Genomic DNA, 19,218 nt, shown 5'->3' with positions numbered 1-19,218 from the left:
ATTCATTTTACAAACATTAAAGGTCCAATCACTTTATTTGAACCCTCTCTTTAAAGTAGTATAATTTGAAATGTAACCAATGAGCGTGAAAAACTGAGATCATATCTGATATAGGTGGTCAAACTACTTTCTCATGCACAATAAAGAGAACCATTTTGACAAAACAACACTACGAAAAATAATTTTCGATGATTAAGGAATCTGAATTGGAGGGTAATAGAAGCATCATCCTCAGACTTCATTATACCATTGCATCTAGATGTTCCAACGCAATCACCATCCACCATTTTGATCCTTAATGCAGGGATCGATAGCCAATAAGTCGCTTGAAACATCCTGTGTAATTACTCTCATTTGAAAGGGTTTACCTAAACGCTATAAAATATTATCATATACAAGATGGTCATTGTTACAAATTGTCGCAGGGGAATGCGTTTCACGTCCACTAATAGTTACTATAACCGCACCGTAAGGTGAGATGCAAGAATTATCCTGGCGAGGAAGAGGATTAACCATACTTCGAGTAATCTCTAATCGTTTTCCCTTGATGATCAGTTGAGGCCTGTACTTTTGAATCCAGTTCCATTTTTTGGCTAATAGAACTTGATACGTTTTATAAGACAGGACAGTCTTTCAGATGCTCTCCTCAAAAAGACAAACCTGAAAAGTACAAATACATACCATAATTAATGTATTTTTGAGGGGTTCTATTTCCGGTATTCATAAATGGAATAAGATGTCTTCAAAGTATAGTCTTATCGTTAACTGAACAGAGCCAATCAGGGCCACTAACGACTTAGTACAATATGTTAATAACATTCATTCTTGTCAATTGAATAGTTCTAAATTTTTATCGATATAGGGTAACAATTCATTTTCTATAATATCTTTAACGTTGGCATCAATGTCAAATGATACTAGGAGATAGAATTTAGTCTGAGCTTGAAGATTTTCCTCCATTATAACTGGAACTGTGGCGTATCAGCCCATCATATGTTCCGATAGAGTGTTTAAACTTACCCAGTTTGTTTACAAAGTCTTCTCTTGTTGCAGCTCTCAGGACCGTCTGCATTGCATAATTTTCGGTCTCTTCACTTGTCATGAGTGGTATTAACTTCTCTATGTACGATGTGACCAACAACGTACCCAAATTGTTCACTACTCCTACAAATCTAATCGACTTGTTTAGGTTCATTATCTCATTGCATATTCGTTTGAAATGACCGGAAGTTGTGTGAGATGACATATGGAACTTAAATAAATAAAGACAATACAACTATTTATTCAGTAGATCTCTTTCATAATTGCGACACCATTTTTTTACTTTGTGTGGCTCAGTGGTAGTTTTATCCGCATGATTTCCACCCGTACGATATACGTTACTAACGGATAAACTTCTAGAGTAGTATTTGCCTATTGGTTTGTCCGTTTAATATCACTATAAATTTAATTCATTAAACTAATAGAACCCATCTAAAGGGATTGATATCGTCCCGAAGTCTGTAATAAACCTATTGTTCGATCTTCAAAATACTTCAGATCGAGTCTTTTATTCTGTTCTTAGGCCGTAGGAACGTGCATCATAATGATCAATATCCTTCGTACTCATAAGGAAACTAAAACCTTCTGTAGAGCCTGGTTCCATTGTAGAAAGTGGAGATGTAATGGACCTGGTTGTATCCTCTATTGTTTTGTTTAGTGGATCAAATAAGATAATATCTACTTTGACATCTTTTACGTTTTCAGTTGAATTGTTTAAAATAATCCCATCTATACCAGTCAAGCCCGTAGGGCTTTCGATAACTGTTATGTTCGATATAGATAGGTTTATTCTATCAGGTAATGGTGGGACTGATCCTACTGGCCCCTGTTGCAGCTGTGCATAAACAACGGGAAGAGATATTGCAAATAAGATTATGAATAATGCGGAAATTGTTAAATTGCTAATTTTTTGTACGATAGTATATTTATGATAATTCATCTTATTGATATTTATTATTTAATAGCAGGGGCAAAATAAACATTCTTGGGTTTTTTGTTATCATCTTTTAAATATCATTATTTTTGATGATGAATGAGTATATCTAAGGGTGTTATACCTAAATTGATTTATTGCTTTTGTTTTATTAAAGGACAGATCTCTTGTTTAATTATCAAAAACAGTTTTATTGATCTTGATTCTTCTCTGACCTGCCCTTAATAATTAATCTTTTGAAATCGTAGATATGAATTACAGTAAATATGGTCTCAGATCGATATATAACAACGAGTTCATATCTTTTTCAAACCTGAAATTCAGACTCGTAATATATCTATTACTAAACCCACCAGGCCCGTTGTAAATTTACTACTTTATTAGGACTCAATAATTAAAGAGTGATAAAATATTGGTTGGAAATAAAATTACAATATAAAAAAGAACGTGCAGGAATAGAAGAGAAAAGGGAGAATGAACAGGAAAATAATGATGATACATATTTGCCGTTTTGTGAAACTAGCAAAACAAACGCAAAGAGAATTTGATTTTGTTAATAAACATATTGCGTTCCGTGATGCAATCTTGATGTGCTGAGCCAGATCAAATTTTGCATATAAGTTAGAAGGGCAGAGCCGAAATTATTCGCCAGTGACTATCCCCTTATGTGACAGTAAAAATGTTGTCTCCAGACAACGACAGTATAAAGAATGTAGGGATTTTTAACGCAGAAAATTCGATGGCTAGAAACGATGATGGTCTAATTGTAAAACCTCTATTTTCAAGAATACCTTTTCTAATTTTTTAATGCTTTTGAAGCTTTTTGACCTATATTATTATAGACATAAACAGTATCAATGTTTCTAACAAGAAAAATGGTATGCAATTGGGTAAATGATTCTGCAAATAACTTCATTTCTAATGTCCCATTATATTTAGGATACTAACGTTATATGAGATATATGAGATATATGAGATACTATCTAGAGAATGTAACCATTAATATGCGGACACTTCAATATGTTTAAATTGGTTATTTTAGAGTTTGGATATCAAGTCATTCAGAGCCAACCATAACAACTGAAGTTTCGTTAGTTAAGGTGTCAAACGCAGGGGAAAACTTTTTTCCAATTTCATATAGTTCATTTATTTGCTCCTTTGATGCAGTATTACTATTGATTTTGAGATTTACTCTAAACTGCTGGGCCCCGGATCTAACACGAATCTATGCCTGTAAAACCACGCAAATTAACATCGCCTTCTACATCAACGTTAATGCTATCAATAAGGATACCCCTTGATGTAGCATGAACTACTATAGTTTGTATTAAACATGCAGCTAAGCTACCCATACGGACCTCACAAAAAGTGGGACCGCTTCCTTCACCTGAAAATTGAATGGGAAAATCGTAATCCATTTTATATTCTGCATTCCTTTCCATAGTTCTACCACCAAGGCTAAAATTTTTGGAACTGGATGTAACACCTAAACCACCATTCCAATTCGATTTTACATAAAACGTTGTTGTTGTCATTGCAGAAGGATTATTCTGAAGAGACTCATACATGGTTTTCAGCATTTGTGTATTTACCTTATTAATTCGAGTATCGTTTGAACAATCATTCATTTAATTACTACAAGAAATACGAGATAATATTCTTTATTGAATAAATAGAAGAAATAACATGGGATTAACATAGTAAATGCACTAGCCATATCTCATACTTTATGAGTAGTGAACTATATGTTATCTTTGGACCTTCTGTTAATCTGTGTCTTTTCTTTTTATCTAATAGTTACAAGCTATGTCTTTTTTAAAAATTTCAATCTGTTCTTCAAAATCATTTATGGGCCAAAAATGTATTCGTTTTACACCGGCTTCATAAAAAGCATTTATCTTTTGGGTGCATTCTTCGACAGAGCCAAAAAGAAGTGAATCTTCTAACTGTTCTACAGGTCTTCCTAATGCTGGAGATAGAATATCTTTTACCACTTTTCTAACTTTGTATTTTTCATTATCAATATATCCAAACATCGACATCATGGAATTTTCAAATGAGTCAGTATCTTTACCTAATCTTTTTCTATACGATAAAAGTATATCCCATTTTTCTTTGAACTTATCTGGTGTAATATTATAGGCAGATGCCATCCAACCATCACCATATTTTGCTACTCTTTTTAGACCTTCTTCTGATGATCCCCAAGTTCCTATGAAAATAGGAGGATGAGGTCTTTGATATGGTTTAGGTGCAAAAGATACTTGTTCTAGTTGATAATGTTTACCATTATAATCTACTTTATCTAATAAACTATTTTGTTCTGCTTGTGTATAATCCCAAAGTTTATACAAAATTTCTAATGCCTCTTTAAATCTACTCCATCTCTGTTCAAAAGGAATTCCACATACGTCATAGTCCCCTTTATGTGAACCAGGTCCGACTCCTGCTGCAAATAAGCGTCCTGATGATAGTATGTCTATGGCTGATAAAGCATTGGCACAAATTACAGGAGTTCTTACAACTATATTCAGTATTGAAGTACCAAGTTTTATCTTGTTGGTTACTGCAGCAGCTGCAGACAATACACTTAATGAACCTAACCAGCTAGTTCTAAAAACGATGTGATCATTTACACTTAATGAATCATATCCAAGAAATTCGGCTTTTTTTATAATAGACAACATCTGTTCTCGTGTATTAGGCGATTCGTCTATTCCTTTTTTCTCATGGTTAGTGTTATCAAACCCCATAACTGGCAAGTGAACTCCAAATAGAATCTTTTCCATTTGACAGATCCCATTTGATGACTATTATTGATTTACCTAAAAATCAATCTTATTAATAACTAAATTAGTATGTTATCTAAGTCAACTATGTGTCATGGATTGACTCGTCTATAATTGTTCTAAAAGTCAAATTTATTCTTGGATGATTTATTTTGCTCGAGAGGGGTAAGGAATGTAACCAATTTGATTGTGTATTACCTCTCATCACAAGCAAGCTTCCATTCTCTAATAGTAGTGAGATTGTTTGTCTTGTGCGCCTATGCTTAAATGAAAACTTTCTTTCCGCGCCAAAACTTAAAGAGGCTACGACGGTATTTTTTCCCAGGGATTTTTCATCATCGCTATGCCAGGTCATTCCTTTATTACCATCATGATATAGATTAAGTAAACAGGAGTTTAACTGCGAATTTGTGATTAATTCTGTTTTTCTTTTGAGATCTATTAACTCATTGGTCCAAGGTAGTGCTTGCTTTGTAGTATTAGAATAAGTGTAAAGAAAACCTTGATCACCATACCAAGCAACTTTTCTCTTTGTAACTATGTGTCTTCCGTGATATAATGCCTCATCGTTCTTCCAATTTATATTTTTTAGTAACAAATTATAGTATGTGTTTGCTTCTGATGTTGTCATTACTTTTCCATAATAGTTTGCTTCACCATCTTTGTTTAATACTAACAAATTTGTCATTAAAAAGATTCATTTAATACATTTTCCAAACTACATACATTTTATTAACATAATGTCGACAAGGTCTATAACCATTTAAAAGCTTCATGTTTTGCTCCTAAAGATATTAGAATATTAGAGTATTGCAGTTTGTTAGCAAATCTCATATATTTTATTGATACAGGAAAGATATGAATAAAAAAATTATTCAAGAAAAAAACAACAAACCAAAAAACAACCATTGCAATCCTTGTAGGCTTTTTTATATCCGCTTTCTTGGTTGGTAGTCTGTTAAATATAGTTCCATTGACGACAGCATCTGGATATACTTGTTCTGCCATTTTAAAAAAATGCGTGTGTAATGGATCTGATAACGACTGCAATAACATGAAAACAAAAGAATGTAAGAATGGTGTCCTGGATGGTACTTCCTGTAAACAGAAATTTGCTAATAATGATCTAAAAGCAAGCAGTAATTAGATGATGTGAAAATATGTAAAATGATCTTGTTATGACTTAGATGTATATGTAAATGGAATTGAATATGAGGTAAATCCGGAAATAAACAGCATGTAGATCAGAATCTTTCTTCGATCCTCAAAACAAAATCTGCATTTGAATTATTAATGATCTGAATTTATTTTCTGTTCACAATTAAAGTGATTAGTTAACAAAAACGAAAACAAAGAGGATTCATTTTGGGCTATTAATTCAAAATATTTTTGAATAATTCCCTTAAATTTTTTTAAACTTATTCTAAAACTAGTATGAAATTTCATACGCGTCCCACTCATTTGTTCTGCCATAATATTCAGAGGTCTATGTCACGTAAATCTGTAATTGTTAGATTAATCGGGCCCATCTTCTAGTTGGGTAAGACTTCATCCTATATTCATTATATTTTAAAAGACTAAGGAATAACATTTATTGTTCCTACCATCATTGGATGCAATCTACAAAAGTACGAAAATTCACCTGCATTAATGAATTTGTGTGAAAAAGTTTTAGATGGTGAAATAAGAGATGTTAACCCAGAGTCAAATATTTGACCTACAGTTGGAGTGTTTGGTATTCCAGATGTAACTGTGTGTATAGTATTATCGTTATTAGTCCATGTTATTGTGTCTCCTACGTTGATTGTAATTGGATTTGGTACATATGATTTATCGCCAAGGGTAGTTGCCCCTTTTACTATTGAAACTTGGATTGAATTGTTATCATTGGATGAAGATATGTTAGATAAAGATGATTCTTGTTCCCGTTCCTGCGTGGTAGGTTTTTTCATTTCTTTTTCTTTCGTTTCATTATGATTATTGCCATGCATACTGGGAGGAGATGACTCGACCATTTCTGTAGAAGTTATATTTCCATTTGGATCAGCTTTTTGTAAGGTCTTTGTCAAGTTCATCTGCCAGTCATTCATGTTTACCGATTTAGTAATAGCTATGCTCTTTCCATCAATAGCGTTGGCAGGAGGGTCAGTCACATTAAAGTATCCCATCGCTCCGCGCTCTTCCGGTATTCCATGGAAATGAAATGTGAATTTACCAGGCCACGGCCATTTTGCTTCTAAAATGGCTGTATTTCCTGAGGCTAATTCCCAAGATTGAACCTTTAGGGGTGAATTTTCTAGAATACCTGAAGGCCATGCTTTAAACAGAGTTCCGTGAATATGCATACCATAGGCTGGAGACATTCCCATATTAGCAAGGTAAATTCGTACTGTCTCATTAGTCATTGCTGGAAGAGGATTCAATTCATATTGTTCTGCATAACCATTGTAAAAGTAGTACTCGGGTAACGGAATAAGTTGATTTTGAGTATCATATTCTCCTGCAACAAAAACATATTCTCTAGCAGGTGGTAATGGATCCTTTGGGTAAACTATGAATGCACCATACAAACCCATTCTCACATGTTGCATTACTGGAGGAACATGGCAGTGGTATGCTAGGGCACCAGCCGGTTGCGCAATAAAATCATAAGTGTATGTTCCATTTGTTCCTATTATTTCAAAAACACCATCTTGTTCACTAGGATGGTCTCCATGTAAATGAACTGTATGTGGTAATGGCGTCTTATTAATAAAATGAACTATTACTCTATCTCCCTCTGTAGCTGTTAAAGTAGGGCCCGGAATAGTGCCATTGTAAGTCCATGCATCCACACGGAGTCCCGGCGCTATTTCTAAGGTAGTATTTTCTGCAATTAGGGTATACTCGTGGATTTTTGGCGGTGAAGGTTGTTGTTGTAATTCTTTTTGGGTCTGATTCACTGAATGAGAAATGCCATCTGTCATATTGTCATTCTCTATAATAGGTTTAGATGATGATGTGTCTGGTGAAATAGATTGAGACTGGGGTTGGGCTAATGCAATATTACCGTTATTAGTAATAAAAAAGATATTAGTAGTAGTACCAGCTATTAGTAAGATTGAGACTATAAAAGAAATTGTTTTCCTTGATTTCCATCTATGGTCTTTTCTTAAAGACATTTTATTTGTAATCTAAACTACTAGATCCCGTGTTTATGTCTTTTGTATTATGATCTCGCGGGCGTAATTTACATTATATTTATTAAAAAAATTGGATTTCTAAAAGATATTTAATTATAATTTTGTATATTATATTGTTCATCACATTGACATTTTTGAATTGTTACGAGAATCTTTATTTACAAATGCTCCTTCATTGTTGGCAAATCTAAAATTATTGTAGATGCGTATTTCTTATTCAAGACATTAAGGAGAAAACATTAGAATACAATGAACGTATTATATGTCAGACATAAAGATAAGATTATTTAATCAACAGTTCTGATGTACCTCATGGATTTGAAGCCCACCGGTTGAGGTTCGGGTATTTATCGTTTGAGCCTGAAGTTATTAAATTAAGGCATATGTAAAATACAATAAGGATAAATGTTAACTAGTCTTAAAGAAGTTCTAATTTACTTTATTTTTTAGATTTTATAAATGACAGGCAAAGCAATATCTTATTTTAGGTGAACTTATCATAATCATAATTTTGTTTTCCCGACGAATCTTAATAACAAATAGAATTCCAATATAGGTGACTATGTTTGAGATAGCTACTATTTCCCCACATAATTTATTTTCATTTCTGAATATTTTTGGAGATGATCTTTTAAGGGCCACGATATCCCTTTTTGCCGTAATCAACCCAATCGGTACTATACCCTTATTTGCCAGTATTACTCAAAAAATGCAAAAAAACGAACGAGATAGAGTATTAAAAACAACCGTTGTTACGGCAGGCGCTTTACTAATGATCTTTGCAGTTGCAGGGACGCAAATTCTATCGATCTTTGGGATTACAATATCTAGCTTTATGATTGCTGGAGGGATATTGCTTTTTGTGGTTTCAATAGAATTGTTAACTCATGGTGGTTGGAGATTTGGAGGAACTGTTTCTGACGAATCAGGTGTAGTTCCATTAGCATTTCCTTTGTTGGCCGGCCCAGGTGCTATTACTACTGTGATATTATCTTTTCAAATGTCGGGGTTGATGGTAACAGTACTATCAATCGCAATTGTGATATGCATAACTTATGTTGTGTTCTTTCTAACGGGAACGATATACAGGATACTGGGTAGACGTGGTTCATTAATCATTACTAGAATATTTGCAGTTCTGGTTGCAGCAATTGCAGTTCAATACGTAGTAGATGGTTTAAAAACAATTTAACCTCAATTTATGAATCCTTTGGAAATAATTACTATTAATTTGACATAACCATTTTGAATTTTGTGTTTTTTTCAATATAAAAGTATTTTCAAGTTAAGCGAAGACTATATCTTAAAATCCGAAACTTGATAACCTCTTTTCTCAGGTAAGGTTTCAAAAGAGGATTTGAGTAACCCAAATTCTGTTACCTAACTTGCATAACTCAGGATTATGCAAAGCCCATCTGGGAAAATACTTATCTTATTAAATAGTCGCTTATGCTCTTAAAGTTCTAGAGACTATAAGAAAAGAGATAAAGATGGACAAAGAATCCTTAATAGAATGTTTGCCTGCGTAGTATTTTGATATTTTTTTGCAATTATGTTCGATTTGGGTTACCCTTCTTTCTCAAGCTCATCGTTCCGAGCCGCCCTTAAAGGACGCGCCAGATTGTCAATACCATCAATTGTTTTGGACAATAATCAGTTGATATTAATTATTAAATGCTGAGCGGTTACCGCTAGATTAAGTCTTACTTTGTTTGGCAGTCTTTTTTAAGATATCAATCAAGATATGAAGTGAAATTAATGGGTGAAAAAGGATTAGAGGAGACCTCATCATATGCATAACCTCAAAAAAAGATTTCGCGGCAATTTTGCTCTTTGGAGTTAAAAGTAACACACGATGAGAATATTTTTGCAAATACCGTGTAAAGATGTGTGGTCTAATTCCTTCAGTTGAAGGCCATCTAAAGTCTTCACTTGTCCCCAATAGCCATGGAAGAGTGTTAATTTTTGAAACCTTTTTCTGAAAAGTCGTAGAAAATCCCAGGAGGTCGCTATTTTTTTTCTTGTGTTTTCTTAAGACTTTGTCTAAAGTGACAGCTTCAATGCATGCCACAGTAATTCCTTGGCCATAAAAAGGATTGAATGAAGAAACGGAATCACCGTAGGTAACAAAATTTTCAGGCCAAGTTTTCATTTTTTCATAATGATATTGCCGGCTTCCCGGAGTTCGATATCCGTATATTGGACCACTTAACTCAAAGTCCTTTATAGCGTTGTAGATGTCAAGTGTTTCCAATTTCTTGGCATATTGCAGGAATCCTTGTTTGTCTGTTGGTGGGTAATTTTTTCCTATCCCTAGTACCCCGATTAACCACGATGAACCTTCAACAGGATAAATAATCCCCATTCTTGGATTCAAGGGCGGCTTTGTCAATATGATAATAGGTTTGATTATAGGTTTGTCATTATCATTATCAGCAGCAGCACCAGCAGCCGGTTGCTGCGATATTTGGGCCGTATGTGGTTTAAACCGGCAAGTAGAATAACCTATATACGAATTAACAACCGTTTCCTTTGGTTTGCCATAACCAAGTTGGTCAAGCCATTCTGCGGTCTTAGACTCTCTTCCGCTAGTATCCACAACTAGGTCTCCTATAATGGTTTCCTCGGAATTAGTATTAGTAGAGATCACCGTAACCCCTTTGCATATACTCTGTTCAGTTTTCTCGTCTTTTGCAACGACCAATCCTGTTGCCCGGGTATTTTCGCGCACATTCACATTGGGAAATTCCAAGATTTCATTTCTGATCTCATGTTCTAAAAGTTGTCTTGTACAAGCAATTGTGGTTAAATTGGATTCAAATTTTATTGAATAACCCGTTCCAACATAATAATCGACATCATTTGTGAGGTTTACAATATGAGCCCCTTTGGCAACCAAATTTCTCTCTAAATCTGGAAACAATCTCAAAAGTATTTCCTTACCTTTGATCAACAATACATGAATGTGGTTAGATTGAGGAGTGCCGTTTCTAGGACCATCTTGGGTTGGATACTGATCTTTCTCTATGATTATTACTTCTTTAAAATGTCCGCATAATGTCCTTGCGGCTAACAAACCTGCAATTCCTCCACCGATTATTATTGCAACTTGATGCTTAATTTTTTTGTGCATAGAGCAGGCTTCTTATTGAAACGTCCATTTATTTATCAATCTTGTTGCCAAGGTTATTGTCTTAATGCTGTTCTACGCCGCCCTAAAGGGGCGGCGCTATTGTATCTATTTTAAGATGAAAAGCTCAATCCCGTCTGTCTGTTTATTAATATACACGTGGTATATCTACACAAATGATTGGATAAATTATTAAATTCGCTTTTAATCTGTACATACAATGTGTCATCATTGTAGTATCCCTGGTAACCATATTATTGTGATGACAACATCATGATTGTTATCGAGAATTTAGACAAAGTTGCCCAATTAACTTAGTTAGTTTGGTTTGGTTATAACTATCCACGTCGCCTCTAACGCGACGTTATAACTTTTAAACGATCGACAGTAACGGATTCTTTAGTCAGTATTTGGGACCTTAGCTGATCTAAATCCAAATAATGTATGATATTCACAATCAAAGGTAGTTAGGACATTCATCTTTAATTTCTCCTTGTCTGTTTCCATAAATCATACAAAATTTTAATAATATGTCTGATGAGGATAAAATAATGATAGTTTTTATAAATTCTTACTGGAGAAAGAACAACAATGGAATGTGAACATAAAGAAGTAAAGAGGGTAGTCAACCCTTCAGGTGGAGTTGCTACTAAGGTATGTGCTCACTGTGACAAGGTATTAGATGACGAAGTAGAGACAAGCTGATCTCTAATAACTGGCGATGCCGGTTTTTTTACAACATTTTTAATTATTCTAACTTCCTTGGCTATAAATTGATGAAAACAAGAAATGTGAACATATCATTTGGCCCGATTCTTATTAGCACACTATTACTACTATAAAAACAATGTTGAAAAAATATCTTAATGAAGCCTTTCATGAATATCAGCATTTCAGTGATTATACTATCTGTTTTATCTATTCAATTCATATTGTATTTACTTCCTCTTTCAATTGGCCCTATCCAGTCGCAGTCGGGGGATGGATTGGAGATTACTCCTACGGTTCAATGGAGTCAGAATTTAGAAGGGACATTTAGTTATTGTGTATATGAAGGAACTGTTACGCTTGATTCAGTTGATGATCCTCAAGCATTCTGTATCATTCCTACTACTGATTTATCTTCTACAAACATGCAATCTTTTGAAGATGACGGAATTAATATTTATGATTTAAATCCAATTAAGACTCCAGCAGGTTTGTTTAAAGATGGTGCTCCATATTCTGTGTGTGCCACATTTGCTCCACAATCGCAAGATGCTGGATTTAATACGGCTGAGAGTTGCCAACAATTCACAAATAAAAAGGGTAGCCATCCTGAAGAACCATTTATCAACTTAGATGAAGGAGTATTATTTACCAATAATCAGTAAAATTCATCTCTTGTTTGGTAAATTCCTATACAATTACGACGAAATCAAACTGTAGATTCAAAACATTAACAGCGGCATCCAGATTCATGGCAATCGAAACTTCCACTCGGCTTTTGTTCTCTTTGAACATTTGAAAAGCTTTAGAGTTATTGATGGAGATTTATTCTGATACTCTGTTTCTTCTCCGGTATGTCTTCTAACTATTTTTCCAATGTCTAACAATGATACGTGTGCGGCTTGAGCAATCTGCCGAGTTGTATTTCCTTCTCTGGTCAGCTTTATGACTAGTTGTTCTTTCTTGTCGGGTGAGAATTAATACAACTTTAGGTAATGTCAAAAAACTTAAAAGCCCTTGATTCTCTTGATTCTAAATCAAAGAATTATATTCTAATGGATTTGTAGTCTACTGTATTCTTGTTGCAACGTACGTTCCTATCTATTTCTTTTAGAGAACTTCCAATGGAATATATTCATAGGACCGGTCATACGGATCTGATAATTCGCGACAACTCATAGATTTCTATTCTAATAACTTGTAAGCCACAAGTTTGTTATCTTGCATAAGAGGTATTATAATAGTACTTTGGCCTGGTATAAATCCCAGATCCGCCGCCCCTTGGGTGTACAAGTCTATTAACGTTTGATAACCTGTTCCGTTTGCGTTAACAGCATATACCTTTCCTTCGGGGTTGTCAGTAACATAGTAATGTGTATTGCTAGCATCGGATTCTATTCCATCGAGACCACCAAAAGGAGATGTAGTTCCTTGTTCTCCTAAACTAGTTATTGTCTTATTTTTCATATCTATATCCTCAATGCCTCCGCCGGGTTTACTTAAAGGTCCAAAAGAAACAACAATTAATTTATTTTTGTTATTGTCTATATGCAAACCATTAGGACCGTTTAATTGTGGGTTTTGCAACCAAGCTTGTATATCAGATGATGATGTACTATTGCCAGGATTCGTATCTAGCTTGTAGATAGTATTGGTATCGGTATCTGATACATAGATATTTCCTTGATTGTCTGCTACAACATCATTAAGAAAAGAGCTTCCTGGTGCATTGAAACGTTTGATAATTTTTCCACTATCAATATCTATCTGTATTAGGTCTGTGATATCTGTAACATATAATGTACTATTATCATTTGAAATAGCTATACCTTTTGGTGCATTCAGTGCTGTTATCCAATTTAATTCAATTATGCTCCCATTAGAAGGTGAAACCTTGGAAATGAATCCATTTTGATCTTTTTGATCTGGTTGTCCATTCATATTTGAAACAAACAAGACATGTTGCTTGGATCCGTAAGCTACGGATTCTGGATCCTTCAGATTGGCAGGTGTTTCCCACAATTTGCTAACCTGTGTCTGCTCCCCTTCTTGCTGCTCTTGTGCTTGTGCTTGAGCATTAATGTTATTAGTTAAATTAATGCTTATTCCACTAAATGATAGTATTACTGATACTGCTACTATTAGCAAAAAGGTTGTAACCAATAATTTCTGAGAAAGCCTCCTATTTGGAATCATATCTGAGAATTATAATCTACAATTAATAAATCTAGCTTGTCTCTTTCCAATAAATTTTCGAACAAAATAATAAAACTTCTTACTATACTTTTCGAGATCTTGTATGGTGAAGACCTATTAAATACTAATATTGAAAGTAAAAAACGTGCCGATAAACAAAGAACACACGATGATCTCATTAAAGGAAATTTGATTTGAAAAGAATAGTAACAGTAGAACGTAAGGATGATATACATAGTATATACAATAAGTGGGCAGATTATACCTCAGAAACCATAGACAAGCTAATAAAAGGAGAGGGCTTTGAGAAAAGAGTAGTCGTGAAGACTACCCCTCCTGACGTAGACATTGTATAACAAATGCATCATACAAAGTTGTATTAGAGGTCTAACCTCCCATTCCATGATATTTTCACTACTTAACCTAATCGATAAACTAAGCAGACTGAAAAGCGTTAACTAGAGCGTTATTCCTTTTTCAGTACCGATACCGGTAGTTCTGTCTCCGATAAATATTCTTATTAAGATTAATATTATATCGGAGAATTAACAAATAATCATAATTCATAAATTGTCTATTGCCTCTTGCATTTCTTTTTCACTTAGACCTTGATACTTCATAATTTGATCATAGACCGGTCCTTTAGTGACTAACTTTGGTCCTGGTTCTAGTATCGAAATAGTGTGTTTAATCAGGTCATTCATATATCTTATCCACTCCGTCAACTGTTCTTTTAGACTCTCATCCGAAGTCATTTTCGTTGTTCCTATTATTTGACCTAGTTGATGAAATGCCACGATGATCATCAGTCTAATTCGTTGACATTCTTGCTTAAAATTATCATTATCTTTTATATTTAAAATTGTTTTACTTAGGTAATACTGACAATTATCAAGGGTTGTTGCAACTTCATTTGCTTTCACAAATTCGATAAATTTATTTGAGAAGTTAGCCAAATCCATATTTAAATCTGCAAACCCTATCTTTGTCCCATTCAAAGTGATTTTATCACCAGTCCTTTTTATTAACATTTCATACTCCTTCCCTTTGATCAGCGTTACAATTTTCGTAAGCAAGTCCATTATTTTTTTTCAGATAGATATTATTTAAATTTAAGTCGTATTTCCTCAGGATGTTTAATAAATGTGAAAAGAAATATGACGATGAAGATGAGCGAGTGATCCAAGAAAGTTTTGACTATCTTTTGACTTTCTTTAGTAAATTTGAATATTTACATATAAAACAATAGTCAAAAGAAATGAAATATTCTACTTTAGATGGTGATAAAATCATAAGCTTTACATCTAAATCTATCTGAATCTATCTGACTATTAGAATCTACGTTAAAGGACCGATATCGTCCTGAAGCCAGCCAGGTCCATTGTCTCTAAATGAGATTCTTATCATTAAACCCTTTATCTTTTTATCAAGATTCTCTAACACTTCCGCATCGGCTATTGTGATTATGGTCTTTCGATCTGAAGCCTTTGTCTGACTATGGTCACTAGACTTTCTTTCTCTTAATATCTGTGTTAATTTTCCCAGCCCATGTAAGTTGTACAGAGTCGATTCAAGTTTCAACTCATCAGATATTTGTAACATACATTTACCTGCTCTGGATTAATACAATTCTATTCGCTTTAAGCCAGAAAGTACTTCTACTCATTGTTTCAGATGTTGAAATTTCAAAAGATATATTCAACCATGCGGTAGTCGTGGTTCACAAATATCTAAACTCCACAAAATAATACAATTGGTATCATGGTAACCAGTTGTAACATGTTAATCGAATATTTATAACAATGTACTTTGTTATTAATGGTATGGTGTTCGGAAAATACGGAAATATGGGAAGAAGTATCTTGAACCGAGATTCATCAATACGATTTGTAACAATATTTGATACCAGAAATGAAGGCATAGTATTTTCAGAACATCAACCCGGAGCTACCAATTTGTTAACAAGGGAAGAAAGTCAGGAGTCTCTTCAGTTAGCGATTGACGCATGGAAGATGAGAAGTAAATTGGCACCAAAAATAGGTAATGGAAAGTACGTATTGGCCGAATACGAGAAGATAAAAAGAATTACAATGCCATTGGACAATGATCATTTGATATATATAACAACAGAAGTCGAATGCGATGTACTTGATTTGATTGATAAAATTAGGAAAATGTAAAAATTATAAATGAAAAAACCAGTATTTATGCATCATGAAGAGAAAAGATACTTAATTAATGAGGGTCCAAAATAAAGTGTTTGTTGAAAGGAACATAGTGATCTTGATTCTCTGAACTTAAATTTTTAATTCGAATTATTCGTGATAATTGATGGTAAATTGGTATTATACGACTTCAATTTGTTTTCAAGGAATTGTAGAATCACAAAAATCATCTTCAATCTTAACAATATTGACCCACTTAATTTGTGAAATAGAATCCACAGTAAAGAACTGATATCGTCCTGAAGCCCACTGGGCCCGTTTGATTTGCAAAATAATATTGATTTGGACTTATTTGGTTTGTATACTGTTTTTGTAAATCGATAGAACAGTACATGTTACAAGCGATATGGTATAGCCCTATCTTCTTGAAAGATTCTTTTGAGCCTATTAAAGTTTTATTATCTATTACTGGTAATATAGTTCGTACATGAGTAAATTTAGCTTAGCATTATGTTATATAAATAATGGAATCATTAAATGAAAATTTGAGTAATATAGATTCTTTTAACTATCGCTAGCAATGATCTTATCACTTGTTATCACATCCATATCACTCATATCATTTCATCTATCATGAATTCAAATGGTGCTGATTCTTGAGATAGAATTATGGTGGATTCTAGAGTTAGTTTCCTTGCTTCAAACTGTTCTTCATTAATACCTCCTGTATACTTCCTAATTATTTTTCCAATAACTTGTAAAGAAATTCGGATCTCTCTCGCAATGACTCTAGTCGTCTTCCCTTCTTTTATGAGTTTGATAACTAACCTCTCTTTTTCCTTTCGATCTAATAATAAATAAAGACTAATTTAATATATTCAGAAAATTAAAATAATGTTCTGATTCTTTTGATTCCTTGATTTTTGTATGTCATCCTGTATGCCTAAATTAATACAAAAATTAAACATGACATACAAGTAGTTTATTTCGGTATATTTTCCATGGACGGTAGGGATTTGAAGTCCGCTGTGCATTTAATATCTATATTTTGACTTATAATACTAAAGAAATAGAGATTTATTTCTTCTTCTTACAAACTTTAAGAGACTAAAAGTTATGGAAAGTAATTAACGCAATCTTGATTATTTTCTAAAATAAACGCAAAAGTTATTTCAATTTAGAATAATTATTGCAATTTTTAGAAAATCTCTATTTACTAAGGTTTTTTTATTGTCGAATCAAAAATGATCATCTTATAAAATGTTAACAATATTAACATGAATGATATTTTGTACAATTATGATCCCAGGTGGTAGAAGAGGTCTTGAAACCATAGTATTTGTTATTCATCATAATATGATACTCTATAAGACTTGCTTTATTTGTTGGGAATTATGACCCAGCCTGATATAACAAATATACTAAAGCCAAATCATTACATAATATTATAAGGCATGGATGGTACATAGGGTTGTGAGACAAAGATTTTCATTAGGAAGTAATTGTGAATGTATGTGTCATGGCAAACCCGGTATTGTAGATTTTTGTGGATACTGTACGACATCTCATAGAAATGTGTTCTCCAGAAATAGGACACAAAGATAACTATATTTTTGCATTAGTAAAGCCAATGTCCCTTTTTTCGATATAGAATTGATCTCTCTCACATGCTTATAAATGACTAACAACCAATAAATTACTTTAATCCTTTACCACCTAATTTATTATTATGAAACTAACCCTATAATTAATTCACATTCGTGTTAAAACCCATCATGGCGATAGAATCGATCCCCAACTGCCCCCCTCATCACAAATCATATTCTCATTCAACCAAATCATCAAATTCAAACAATAAATAAAAGTAACAGATCCCATATACCTCATGGATTCGAAGCCCACGGAATTCTTAATCTATAGTACGTCCCCATGTAATCCTTTTAGAGAACTTCCATGACTTAGATTTTCTATGCGCTGTTAGAAATCAAATTTCTTGTCTAATGGAGTGGTCATTCAAAGATATTCTAATTGAAAAGCAATAAGGTCTCAATAAAGGTTTTGTTTCTTTTGACGGTAGTAATTTGGGATCCTATTACGTATAATGCCTTAGACCTCTCATGTTTTTGCTTCCAACTGATGGTAAAGTTACAGCATGATCGTAGCCTTATTTCAGCTCATTGGGATTATCACAGATCGTTACCAGTGCATCCATCATATAATGAAACTCAAGACAAGTATTGTCACCCCTAATTCAAAAATCGGTGTGCAGAGTTATTGAAGACATGCGCGGTGGTGTTTAAAAATCATAATATTGCTTTTTGTGTAAGAGGGATACACATACATATTGTAAAAGGGTGGCAATAGCCAGACGTCGGCTAATTTTACTATTTTAATGTGATCAGGTACCAATTAAGGCAAATAAGGCTTTTGTGAAGCGCTTTAGACTTTCCCTGGTCTGGATATCGATAATAGCCCCGTGTGCATCAATTTTTTCCTTAACACCTTGGATCAGTAAAGTGGTTTCGGGTGTAAAGGTTGCCATAAGGGTACGCATGATCAACTGCAATTCTTCATGACCTTTAATCCCGCTTGTGGAAGCGGTGATGATTCCTAAGGGCTTTCCGGAAAAAACTGTAGTGGCCACGCACCATTCAATGGCGTTCTTTAACCCCGAGGGTATGCTGAACACGTACTCCGGGGTACTGATTATTACTCCATCCGCATCCTGAATAAGATTGCACATCTCCGTAATTTCTGACGGTGCATGTTCCAGAGATAGCTCCGGATCGAAATGCGGCAATGTTTTCAGCCGATCGTAAAACGTTATATGGAAAGTATCTCTAGCTTCTGACCGGATGTACTCTAGCAATTTATGATTGGCCGATGACGTCGTGGCGCTTCCGATTAGGGCTACAACGTTTTTCATAGTTAGAGTATACATATGCTTTTTTCCCCTTATTTTACTTAACCGGGTGGCTTTCCAGGTAGAATACACAGGATTAGAGTGGCTTCTTATTTATTAGATATAGTATTGGTACACGTGCTTGCGGATTTTGATTTAGTTTGGGAGTAT

At 33.9% G+C, this 19,218-nt stretch carries 19 protein-coding genes; 6 read left to right on the top strand and 13 right to left on the bottom strand.

The genetic code is table 11. The annotated features are described in order from the left end of the window. Nucleotides 1-375 precede the first annotated feature (375 nt). The 3 genes from AAGU22_RS00930 to AAGU22_RS00920 form a co-directional block, all read right to left on the bottom strand. A complete protein-coding gene (locus AAGU22_RS00930; RefSeq protein WP_458720381.1) occupies nucleotides 376-516 on the bottom strand; it encodes a hypothetical protein in 141 nt (46 codons plus the stop codon). A gap of 415 nt (nucleotides 517-931) precedes the next feature. Next, complete coding sequence (locus tag AAGU22_RS00925; protein ID WP_458720380.1) at nucleotides 932-1,246, bottom strand: hypothetical protein; 315 nt, start codon at nucleotides 1,244-1,246, stop codon at nucleotides 932-934. 303 nt (nucleotides 1,247-1,549) lie between these two features. After that, a complete protein-coding gene (locus tag AAGU22_RS00920; protein WP_458720379.1) occupies nucleotides 1,550-1,981 on the bottom strand; it encodes a hypothetical protein in 432 nt (143 codons plus the stop codon). Nucleotides 1,982-2,376: 395 nt separating this feature from the next. On the opposite strand from AAGU22_RS00920, the gene AAGU22_RS00915 reads away from it, so the two are divergent. Both AAGU22_RS00915 and AAGU22_RS00910 read left to right on the top strand, forming a co-directional pair. After that, a complete protein-coding gene (locus AAGU22_RS00915) occupies nucleotides 2,377-2,523 on the top strand; it encodes a hypothetical protein (protein WP_458720378.1) in 147 nt (48 codons plus the stop codon). A 119-nt stretch (nucleotides 2,524-2,642) separates the two neighbouring features. After that, nucleotides 2,643-2,783 (top strand): hypothetical protein, encoded by a 141-nt coding sequence (locus AAGU22_RS00910; RefSeq protein WP_458720377.1) that lies wholly within the window; start codon nucleotides 2,643-2,645, stop codon nucleotides 2,781-2,783. Nucleotides 2,784-3,189: 406 nt separating this feature from the next. On the opposite strand, the gene AAGU22_RS00905 is transcribed toward AAGU22_RS00910, so the two are convergent. From AAGU22_RS00905 to AAGU22_RS00895, 3 genes are all read right to left on the bottom strand, one after another. Then, a complete protein-coding gene (locus AAGU22_RS00905; RefSeq protein WP_458720376.1) occupies nucleotides 3,190-3,603 on the bottom strand; it encodes an OsmC family protein in 414 nt (137 codons plus the stop codon). 162 nt (nucleotides 3,604-3,765) lie between these two features. Then, the gene (locus AAGU22_RS00900) at nucleotides 3,766-4,764 is read right to left on the bottom strand and encodes an LLM class flavin-dependent oxidoreductase (protein WP_458720375.1); all 999 of its coding nucleotides are present in this window, start codon (nucleotides 4,762-4,764) and stop codon (nucleotides 3,766-3,768) included. A gap of 85 nt (nucleotides 4,765-4,849) precedes the next feature. Further along, nucleotides 4,850-5,452, bottom strand: coding sequence for an alpha-ketoglutarate-dependent dioxygenase AlkB family protein (locus AAGU22_RS00895; RefSeq protein ID WP_458720374.1), 603 nt, complete (start codon nucleotides 5,450-5,452; stop codon nucleotides 4,850-4,852). 285 nt (nucleotides 5,453-5,737) lie between these two features. Here AAGU22_RS00895 and AAGU22_RS00890 point away from each other — a divergent pair, with 285 nt between their 5' ends. After that, on the top strand, nucleotides 5,738-5,911 hold the full coding sequence (locus tag AAGU22_RS00890) for a hypothetical protein (protein WP_458720373.1): 174 nt from the start codon (nucleotides 5,738-5,740) through the stop codon (nucleotides 5,909-5,911). A gap of 430 nt (nucleotides 5,912-6,341) precedes the next feature. Here the strand turns inward: AAGU22_RS00890 and AAGU22_RS00885 are convergent, their stop codons facing one another. After that, nucleotides 6,342-7,925: a multicopper oxidase domain-containing protein gene (locus tag AAGU22_RS00885; protein WP_458720372.1), complete on the bottom strand. Its 1,584-nt coding sequence runs from the start codon at nucleotides 7,923-7,925 to the stop codon at nucleotides 6,342-6,344. 583 nt (nucleotides 7,926-8,508) lie between these two features. Here AAGU22_RS00885 and AAGU22_RS00880 point away from each other — a divergent pair. Then, nucleotides 8,509-9,138 (top strand): MarC family protein, encoded by a 630-nt coding sequence (locus AAGU22_RS00880; RefSeq protein ID WP_458720371.1) that lies wholly within the window; start codon nucleotides 8,509-8,511, stop codon nucleotides 9,136-9,138. Nucleotides 9,139-9,642: 504 nt separating this feature from the next. Here the strand turns inward: AAGU22_RS00880 and AAGU22_RS00875 are convergent. After that, a complete protein-coding gene (locus AAGU22_RS00875) occupies nucleotides 9,643-11,079 on the bottom strand; it encodes an NAD(P)/FAD-dependent oxidoreductase (RefSeq protein WP_458720370.1) in 1,437 nt (478 codons plus the stop codon). Nucleotides 11,080-11,954: 875 nt separating this feature from the next. Here AAGU22_RS00875 and AAGU22_RS00870 point away from each other — a divergent pair. Next, the gene (locus AAGU22_RS00870) at nucleotides 11,955-12,449 is read left to right on the top strand and encodes a hypothetical protein (RefSeq protein WP_458720369.1); all 495 of its coding nucleotides are present in this window, start codon (nucleotides 11,955-11,957) and stop codon (nucleotides 12,447-12,449) included. Nucleotides 12,450-12,969: 520 nt separating this feature from the next. Here the strand turns inward: AAGU22_RS00870 and AAGU22_RS00865 are convergent. The 3 genes from AAGU22_RS00865 to AAGU22_RS00855 form a co-directional block, all read right to left on the bottom strand. Beyond that, nucleotides 12,970-13,947: an SMP-30/gluconolactonase/LRE family protein gene (locus AAGU22_RS00865; protein WP_458720368.1), complete on the bottom strand. Its 978-nt coding sequence runs from the start codon at nucleotides 13,945-13,947 to the stop codon at nucleotides 12,970-12,972. A 596-nt stretch (nucleotides 13,948-14,543) separates the two neighbouring features. After that, entirely contained in the window at nucleotides 14,544-15,062 is a 519-nt protein-coding gene (locus AAGU22_RS00860) for a hypothetical protein (RefSeq protein WP_458720367.1), read from the bottom strand. A gap of 256 nt (nucleotides 15,063-15,318) precedes the next feature. Then, nucleotides 15,319-15,582: a hypothetical protein gene (locus AAGU22_RS00855; RefSeq protein WP_458720366.1), complete on the bottom strand. Its 264-nt coding sequence runs from the start codon at nucleotides 15,580-15,582 to the stop codon at nucleotides 15,319-15,321. A gap of 221 nt (nucleotides 15,583-15,803) precedes the next feature. On the opposite strand from AAGU22_RS00855, the gene AAGU22_RS00850 reads away from it, so the two are divergent. Beyond that, on the top strand, nucleotides 15,804-16,160 hold the full coding sequence (locus tag AAGU22_RS00850) for a DUF6659 family protein (protein WP_458720365.1): 357 nt from the start codon (nucleotides 15,804-15,806) through the stop codon (nucleotides 16,158-16,160). A gap of 599 nt (nucleotides 16,161-16,759) precedes the next feature. On the opposite strand, the gene AAGU22_RS00845 is transcribed toward AAGU22_RS00850, so the two are convergent. Together AAGU22_RS00845 and AAGU22_RS00840 are read right to left on the bottom strand one after the other, a co-directional pair. Further along, a complete protein-coding gene (locus AAGU22_RS00845; protein ID WP_458721716.1) occupies nucleotides 16,760-17,014 on the bottom strand; it encodes a helix-turn-helix domain-containing protein in 255 nt (84 codons plus the stop codon). Between the two features lie 1,529 nt (nucleotides 17,015-18,543). Further along, nucleotides 18,544-19,071, bottom strand: a complete 528-nt coding sequence (locus tag AAGU22_RS00840; protein ID WP_458720364.1) for an NADPH-dependent FMN reductase — start codon at nucleotides 19,069-19,071, stop codon at nucleotides 18,544-18,546. Nucleotides 19,072-19,218 lie beyond the last annotated feature (147 nt).

It is taken from the genome of Candidatus Nitrosocosmicus sp. R (genome assembly GCF_054408505.1).
The sequence above is the reverse complement of the archived record's forward strand: the minus strand, read 5'-3'. Positions and strand labels throughout refer to the sequence as shown.